Annotated in this window: 7 protein-coding genes and 1 pseudogene; 3 read left to right on the top strand and 5 right to left on the bottom strand. The window is 40.9% G+C overall.

Annotated features, from left to right (window positions below; translation table 11 throughout):
* Positions 1-60: 60 nt before the first annotated feature.
* The 3 genes from AO382_RS08710 (at position 61) to msbA (ending at position 3019) form a co-directional block, all read left to right on the top strand.
* Positions 61-762, top strand: coding sequence for an IS1 family transposase (locus AO382_RS08710; protein ID WP_064618156.1), 702 nt, complete (start codon positions 61-63; stop codon positions 760-762).
* Positions 755-1174, top strand: a complete 420-nt coding sequence (locus tag AO382_RS08705) for an ExbD/TolR family protein (protein ID WP_064620249.1) — start codon at positions 755-757, stop codon at positions 1172-1174. Before AO382_RS08710 ends, AO382_RS08705 begins: the two co-directional genes overlap by 8 nt.
* A 141-nt stretch (positions 1175-1315) precedes the next feature.
* Complete coding sequence (msbA, locus tag AO382_RS08700) at positions 1316-3019, top strand: lipid A export permease/ATP-binding protein MsbA (protein ID WP_227513670.1); 1704 nt, start codon at positions 1316-1318, stop codon at positions 3017-3019.
* Positions 3020-3234: 215 nt separating this feature from the next.
* Here msbA and AO382_RS08695 read toward each other — a convergent pair whose 3' ends face one another.
* The 5 genes and pseudogenes from AO382_RS08695 to AO382_RS08675 form a co-directional block, all read right to left on the bottom strand.
* Positions 3235-5571 carry a TonB-dependent receptor gene (locus AO382_RS08695; RefSeq protein ID WP_064620244.1) on the bottom strand — a complete coding sequence of 779 codons (2337 nt, stop codon included), beginning with the start codon at positions 5569-5571 and terminating at the stop codon, positions 3235-3237.
* Positions 5572-5617: 46 nt separating this feature from the next.
* Positions 5618-6868, bottom strand: a complete 1251-nt coding sequence (locus AO382_RS08690; protein ID WP_064620241.1) for an MFS transporter — start codon at positions 6866-6868, stop codon at positions 5618-5620.
* Positions 6868-7266 (bottom strand): hypothetical protein, encoded by a 399-nt coding sequence (locus AO382_RS08685; RefSeq protein ID WP_002239124.1) that lies wholly within the window; start codon positions 7264-7266, stop codon positions 6868-6870. The genes AO382_RS08690 and AO382_RS08685 overlap by 1 nt, the downstream gene beginning before the upstream one ends.
* Before the next feature lie 4 nt (positions 7267-7270).
* Positions 7271-7474: pseudogene (locus AO382_RS11120) on the bottom strand (N-acetyltransferase); the annotation flags it as partial.
* Between the two features lie 387 nt (positions 7475-7861).
* The gene (locus AO382_RS08675; RefSeq protein ID WP_064618156.1) at positions 7862-8563 is read right to left on the bottom strand and encodes an IS1 family transposase; all 702 of its coding nucleotides are present in this window, start codon (positions 8561-8563) and stop codon (positions 7862-7864) included.
* Between the last annotated feature and the right edge of the window lie 60 nt (positions 8564-8623).

Below are 8623 nucleotides of genomic sequence, written 5' to 3'. Positions count from 1 at the left end.
GGTAGTGCTTTAAAAAGTATGCTGTAAAAAAACAGGCTGAGAAATTGATAAAATAGTGAAATGCAAATCACACTATACATCAACTGCCCAGCCTGTTTAGGGGACAGTATAAAGAAAAACGGTAAAAAAAGCTATGGTAAGCAGAACTACCAATGCAAAGACTGCAGGCGGCAATTTATTGGCGACCATGCGTTAAGTTATCTTGGATGTCACTCTCAAAAAGAAAGCAAAATACGCCAACTCATGGTACGAGGTAGTGGCATAAAAGACATCGCTTGCGTTGAAAGGATTAGCCAAGGTAAAGTATTAGCTACTTTGGAAAAATGCAACTACCGACTGATACCAAAGCAAAGTCACTATGACCAACTAGAAGTAGACGAGCTATGGATGTTCGTAGGTAAAAAGAGCAACAAACAATGGCTCATCTATGCTTACCACCGTCAAACAGGCGAAATTGTTGCCTATGTATGGGGAAAGCGAGACCTTAAAACGGTTAAACGATTAAGCGCAAAACCTCAAGCCTTGGGTGTAACTTGTGCTGTTATTGCCAGTGATAATTGGGATAGCTTCGTCACTGGCTTTAAAGGCTTTACTCAAAGAATTGGTAAATTTTTCACCGTGGGCATCGAAGGAAATAATTGCCGTATTCGGCATAGGATAAAACGAGCAGTTAGGCGAAGTTGTAACTTTTCCAAAAAACTCGAGAATCACTTTAAAGCCTTTGATTTAGTGTTCTTTTATATTAATAACGGGTATGTCTGATATCAGCATACTTTTTAATGCACCACCTGTATTTTTACTATTGGCAACGTCATTTAATCACTTTAGTAAGCTGAACATCGTTTTACCCGAAGCACAGGGTGTGCCAATTGTGGAAGATGACAAACGCATTGAAGTGGCGGTACAAGAAGATGGCAGTTATTTGGTCAATGGCATCTCCTTGGCAGTCAGTAACGAAGCTGAGCTGATAAACATGATTCAGCAAGAAGCAGGAGATGATCGCAAATTGTTGTTTGTCATTGCTGCCGATGCCAATGCCACCCATCAATCGGTGGTCAGTGTCATGGATGTGGCGGGTAAAATGGGGTTTGTGAACATGAATATCAGCACCGTTGTGCCAGTCGGACAACTGCCAACCAGCACAAACCTCACTCCAACAACATCAACACCATAAACAAAACCACCAATGCCATCATTGGCTTATATATCATTGGGTTATATTCAGTCATCTATGCCACCATCTATGCCACAGTTACCCCCTAAGATAAACGTTTTATATCGCTTAAGTTCTCCCAAACACCCTTTTCGTCGCTTGATGCGTTACGTCTATCCGTATTGGTGGGCAATGCTTCTTGTTACCCTTGGCTTTATCATCAACTCTGCCACAGAAGTCAGTATTGCTAAAATATTACAGCAAATTATTGATGCCATCGGTCAAAACAATCAAGCACAAATGTCATTGTTGCCTTTGTTGGTCATTGTGTTATTTGTTGCTCGTGGGCTAGGGGCGTTTTTGGGTAATTACTTTTCTGCCTTGATTTCTCGCAATTTGGTATATGAACTTAGGGTGGCAGTTTTTAATAAATTATTGCATTTGCCAAGTGGCTTTTATCTTAAAAATCCTGCAGGAACAATCTCGTCCAAACTGATTTTTGATGTGGAGCAGGTTACCGCTGCCAGTACAGACTCACTAAAGACCCTTATCCGTGATGGATTTACCATCTTTGGGTTGTTGGTCTATTTGTTGTATTTGAATTGGAAGCTCAGTTTGCTGTTGTTTTTGGTATTGCCGCCCATCATGGTGTTGGTGCGTTATGCCAGCAAACAGTTTTTAAATTTATCCAAAGGCATTCAGCAGACCATGGGTGAAGTTAGCCACATCAGTAATGAGGTCATTCATGGCTATCAAGTGGTTAAAAACTATGGTGGACAAGACTATGAACAGCGACGCTTTAATAAGGCATCTAAAAGCAACCTTGAGCAAGGGCTAAAAGTGGTGGTGGTTGCAAGCATCAACACCCCAATCATTCAGCTATTGTTGGCGATGGCTCTGAGTGCCATCATGTGGATTGCCATGCGTCCACAAGTGTTAAGTGGCATCAGTGCAGGTGAGTTTGTGTCCTATTTGGTGGCAGCAGGGTTAATCGTCAAACCTGTACAGAACTTAACCGACATCAATCAACGATTACAACGTGGGATTGCTGCCGCTGAGTCGATTTTTGAGCTATTAGACCACCCTGAAGAAGAAGATTTGGGCAAACAAAGTCGAACCATAAAGGGAGTGATTGATTTTGATGGGGTCAGTTTGGTCTATGAAGACGGTACGACTGCCATTGATGAATTCAATTTACACATTGCTGAAGGAGAAACAGTCGCTTTTGTTGGGCGGAGTGGGGCAGGCAAGACTTCATTGGTCAACTTACTGACTCGCACGTTGCAACCGAACACAGGCAGTATCCGTATTGATGGTGTTTTGCTTAATGACTACAGTTTGGCATCACTTCGAAACCAAATCGCCATGGTCAATCAACAAGTGATTTTATTTAATGACAGCGTCAAAAATAATATCGCTTATGGCAAACTTGCTGATAAAAGTGATGCTGAGATTCAGCAGGCGATTAAAACCGCTTATGCCGATGAATTCATTGCAAAGTTACCGCAGGGCATTGATAGCCAAATTGGGGCAGAAGGGTTGCAGCTGTCAGGGGGGCAGCGTCAACGTTTGTCGATTGCCAGAGCCTTGTTAAAAGATGCTCCGATTTTAATTCTGGACGAAGCCACCAGTGCATTGGACAATGAATCTGAACATTTTATCCAACAGGCGTTAAACAACGTCATGAAAAACCGCACCACTTTGGTCATTGCTCACCGTTTAACCACCATTGAAAAAGCGGATAAAATTGTGGTCATGGAGCAAGGCAAAATCATTGAGATTGGCTCACATGACACTTTAATGAGCCAAAATGGCGTCTATTCCCAGCTTTATCGACGTAATTTTGATGAAAATTTGCCTGTTTAAATTTAATGTGGTTGATGACTGATGAAAAGTGTAAGTGTATTGTCATGCTAAAAATACCAAAAATAACATAAAAAATAGCCTAAGCAATTTTTAACATAACCAAACTCAAATTCACCATCAGAAAAATCAAAATCAAAATAAAATCGCCAAACAATAAAATAAAAAAACCACAAACACTAGGGCAATGTTTGTGGTATTGTGGCACATAATGCTAATCAATAATTTAAGGTATAACTTATCCCGTAACTTCTCCCCTGTGCAGACAAGCTGGATAATTCACCATAAGTTGCTTTGGCAGCTTGACTAAATACGCTCTTATAATCGGCATCCATCAAATTATAAACCCCAAAATTTAGCTGACCCTTGGGCAGTTTTATCTCACCCAATAAATCCGCCACAACATAGCCTGAAATTCTAGTCTCTGGGGTTTTGCGGACGTTTTGATTGGTTGTAGCAACCAAGCTGTCTTGATAGGCATTGTCTGTACCTCCAATAGCAAGCAGTTGTAAGCGTAATTTATGTTCACTTGGTGTGGTGTATTGAGCAAAAGTGGTGGCTTTGGTAGGACTGATACGAAACGCCCCAAGCTCTCTGTACTGACCACTTGCATCTTTGTATTGACCTCGTGTATAGGCAATGCTACCACCGACAGCCCAGTTATCATTAATCTTGTGATTTAATTCAAACTCCGCCCCATAAATACGCTCATCAGTATCAGCAACCACCACGCTATAATCTTTTAAAAACTGGGTTACTTTATCTGATGTATTATAAAAACCTGTCAACTTGGCACGGCTACCGCCAAATACTCCTACCCACCCTGCATCATAACTATTGACCGTGATTGGCTCGACATTATCAGAATTAACTACAAAACCTGCCCCAACATCTCGTAGCACTCTTTGCAGGTCAGGCAAACTATATCCCTGCCCAAAGTTGGCAAAAATACTGTGATTTGGCGTTAATTGATAATTTGCCCCAAGATTAAACAAAGTTTTGTGATGCTTTACTTTGCCAGAATTGACAACCCCTGCTTGATACGGCACTTTGTTTTGGATTAATAAATCAGCCAATAGCGACTCACTGGGTGGCACAAAATCGTCTGTTTTGCTGTCTATACGTTGATGTCGCACGCCTGCTGATATTTTTAAATCATCTGTTAAAGCAATATTGGCATTGGTAAATATGCCATAGGTTTTTAAGGTGGTATCAGGTCCATAGGTGTAGTGATTGCCAGCATCTTTAAACTCTAAGCCGTTGCTTTGCATAAAGGTAGTCAAATCATAACCTGTTGCCCCTTGGCGGTCTTTTTCTTGCTCATAATCGATACCATAACTAAGTAGTACAGGTTTTTGAGCAAGGTCAAATTTTCTTTGCAAAGCCAGTCTTGCTCCTAGCACCTCTGCCTTAGATTCAGATTGTAACACCCCATAGGCGCGAGCTTGTAGAGCCTTGGTATAAGCATCCAAAGTGGCTGGTGGCAAATTCATGCTTTGTAAAATAGGCAGGGCTTTGGCGGTCGAAAACGGGGCAACAAAGGGATAAAATCTGCCTTTCTCTCTGCGATAATAAGCATTGGTATTGATGGTGTTACCCCACAAATCATCATGATGATAGTTGATATTAAAGGTGCTTTTGGTGGTTTTTGGCTGTTCTGATAATGATAAGCCTTTGATGGCATTTAATGAAGGCTTTTCTCCAAACAACACCGCAAGGCGATTACCATAATCAGGTGCATAATCGGTATCTTGTTTGTCGTTATAATGCGTCAATGCTAGATTGATATTTTGCTTGTCGTCAAGTTGCCAATCAACATTTGTATTGACACTTAGGCTTTTGCTGTCTTGCTTATCAGTTTGGGCAGGCTCAGGAGCGATGCGTTTACCACTAGCATCAAATGCCCCTCCTGTGGTGCGATAGTCGACATCAAGTCGTGCAAGGACATTGCCATTTTCGCTGACACCTGCTACACTCTGACCTACCTGATAACCGATACCTTCACTGGATAATTTACTACCATGTACACCGATGCGGGTTTCAAATTGCTCCTCTTCCAAATCAGACTTAGTAACGATATTAATCAAACCGCCTGTTGCTCCAGACCCATAAATACTGGTTGCTCCTGATAAAACTTCAATTCTAGCCACTTGACTGGGGTTGATACTATTAAGCTGTCTAGAGATGTCTCGCGAACCCGTCAAAGGCACACCATTTAACAAAAATTGTACTTGACGACCGTGCATGGTTTGCCCAAAGTTACTGGTAGTGCCACTACTTACCCCCAAACTTGGAATGAGCTGTGCCATCACATCGGCAAGCTGTCGAGAGCCTGTTGCTTGCTCTTGAATTTGCTCTTCATAAATAACTTTGGTGGTATGGGGCATTTGCGTGATACGATTGGCAAGTGCCATACCGCTCTTATCAATGGTAATAACCACAGGCTCTAATTCAACCGTTGGTAATGACTCATTGGGTTGAGCGTACAACTGCTGAGTTACTGCCACACTTAGTAAAGGCAAAGATAACCATTGAGAATAGTGGGAATGACGCATAAATTACTCCTTATGGAAAAGTAAAATTTTAACAGTCTGTTACGGTTTAACAGTCTGTTACGGAAAATTTTTTTATCAATGTCGGCAAAATAAGCATTGACACCCCAGAACCAATCGCAAGCCACAAAAATAGCTTGTCATAGCCAAACTGATGTACTAAAAATCCACTCATCGCCCCGCCGATAAAATACACAAGCAACTCCACGCACACAAACAAAGTAAAGTCCGTGCCAGCTTGGTCGGGATTGGCAGCATTCATAAACAGAGCATATAAGGCAGTCATTGTTAAATAGCGAACAGATAAAATTAGCAAAACACTAATTGCCATCAAGCTCATAAACCCTGTTTTTAATAAACCTACCGCAGGTAAAAAATCACCCAATAAAGGATATAGCAATCCTAGACACAACAAAGCATAAACTGCCGTTCTTAGCCATCCGAATAATATAAGACAACGTACAATGTCGATATATTTGATTAATACCCCTGCCAAAAGTGCTGAACCAATCCCAACAATCGCTCCAAATACCGAAAATAAAAGCCCAATCTGAGACAGTGAAAAACCAAAATCCACAAGCATTGGATTTAGCATTGCCATCATCGGAGCTTCCACAAAGCGAAACACCACAATCAAAGCTAGTAACCATTTAGTTTGCGGACGTTTGATAAGCCTAATAAGACTTGCTCTGGAAAGATTGGTAGCATGTTTGGGATTGTCTTGATCTTTTAAGAACCATAGTGAACACGAAATAAGCACAACAGTTGTTGCCAAACTGATTGTCGCCATTTGCCAATCAAATCTCTGATATAGCCACAGTGTGCCAGCACCGCCTACCATACTACCAAACGCCACTCCAAAACTTTGCATGGCACTTGCCAGCCCAAAGGATGACTTATCAAATTGTTCCACTGTATAGCCATCAATAGCGATATCTTGGGTGGCACTTGCCAAAGACACCAAAAAACTTATGCTCAGAAATAATACAATCTCAGAAAACTGTAAAAAGCCAAGCCCAAACAGCCCAACTACCACGATAATTTGAGTAAAAAATAACCAAGTTTTGCGTTTGCCGATTTTGGCACAATAATAATTGTCCACATAACTTGCCCACAGAAATTTAAACGCCCACGGCAAATATAAAAGTGAAAGCATGCCAATCACCCTAATATCAACGCCTTGATGTCTTAAAATGGCAGGCAATGCCACATTAAAAAAATACAAAGGCAAGGCATGGGCAACATATAACAGTGCCACCATCGTCAAAAGATGGCGATTTTTTTGTTGTGAGACAATCATCAGACCGCCCCTATTTTAGTGTTTATCCATGCTTTGGCTTCAGTCAGTGATAACACCACCGCATAAGGCACTCGCCATGCTTTATGAAAAGCAGGACTGTCTAAGGCTTGTCTTTGAGTCTCATCATCAACAATTCTGACTAATCCCTTGCAATATTTAAAGAACGATTCTTTGTGCGTCTTGTACCAAACCGCCTCAATCTGGCGGTAGTTATCAGGGAGTGTCAGTCCTGTCCGACTATGGTAAATCAAGGCAAAACTCTGCTCACTGGCTAACAAATCACTCATAGCAATCAACCAATCATCAAATGCATCTTGACTAATCTCGCCTGAAAAATCGAGTAAAAATACAGGTAAGGAGCTATTTGGGTTCTGAATAGCATTTAGAAAAATAGGCATAACATCACTCTTTAATGCTGGCATTTAAATAATGGGCAAACTTACAATAAAACCCTTCTTTGTCACAAAAATACAACATTGCAGTTTTTTCAGGCATTACAATTTGATATTGGGGCATATAGTTTAATTCTTGAGCGACTACCTCATAGGGTTTTACACTTGCATCAGGTTCACCCACAATTTTTTTAGCAGGTGAATGTTCAAAAATAAGCAATCAGTGGATCGCACCAATGTCATCATAGACTCAAGCCACATTCCACAAAATATCTCAATTACCAGCAACCCACCGCCAAACACCATTCAAATCGGACGCTAGTACCTGCCAGCCTAATTGCAAAAATCCTTCACCTGAAGGCTTTTTGGTTCTTGGTACTTGAATTATTTGAGCAAAAAAACCCAGTAATTTCCTACTGGGTGTGCAAAACAATAGGGTGGGCTGCTAATTGGATTTTTGAATTCAACCACGATTTCAAAGGAATAGAGACCTAACACGTCTCAAGTAACAGCCCAAAGCAGTTTGATTGGTTTTCTCTCACCGCTTAATGTGTATAATAACATAAAAATCTTGGGTGGTGCATTAAAAAGTATGCTGATATCAGACATACCCGTTATTAATATAAAAGAACACTAAATCAAAGGCTTTAAAGTGATTCTCGAGTTTTTTGGAAAAGTTACAACTTCGCCTAACTGCTCGTTTTATCCTATGCCGAATACGGCAATTATTTCCTTCGATGCCCACGGTGAAAAATTTACCAATTCTTTGAGTAAAGCCTTTAAAGCCAGTGACGAAGCTATCCCAATTATCACTGGCAATAACAGCACAAGTTACACCCAAGGCTTGAGGTTTTGCGCTTAATCGTTTAACCGTTTTAAGGTCTCGCTTTCCCCATACATAGGCAACAATTTCGCCTGTTTGACGGTGGTAAGCATAGATGAGCCATTGTTTGTTGCTCTTTTTACCTACGAACATCCATAGCTCGTCTACTTCTAGTTGGTCATAGTGACTTTGCTTTGGTATCAGTCGGTAGTTGCATTTTTCCAAAGTAGCTAATACTTTACCTTGGCTAATCCTTTCAACGCAAGCGATGTCTTTTATGCCACTACCTCGTACCATGAGTTGGCGTATTTTGCTTTCTTTTTGAGAGTGACATCCAAGATAACTTAACGCATGGTCGCCAATAAATTGCCGCCTGCAGTCTTTGCATTGGTAGTTCTGCTTACCATAGCTTTTTTTACCGTTTTTCTTTATACTGTCCCCTAAACAGGCTGGGCAGTTGATGTATAGTGTGATTTGCATTTCACTATTTTATCAATTTCTCAGCCTGTTTTTTTACAGCATACTTTTTAAAGCACTACC

The sequence above is a fragment of the Moraxella catarrhalis genome (assembly GCF_001656295.1).
GTDB classification, from domain to species: Bacteria; Pseudomonadota; Gammaproteobacteria; order Pseudomonadales; family Moraxellaceae; genus Moraxella; species Moraxella veridica.
The sequence above is the reverse complement of the archived record's forward strand: the minus strand, read 5'-3'. Positions and strand labels throughout refer to the sequence as shown.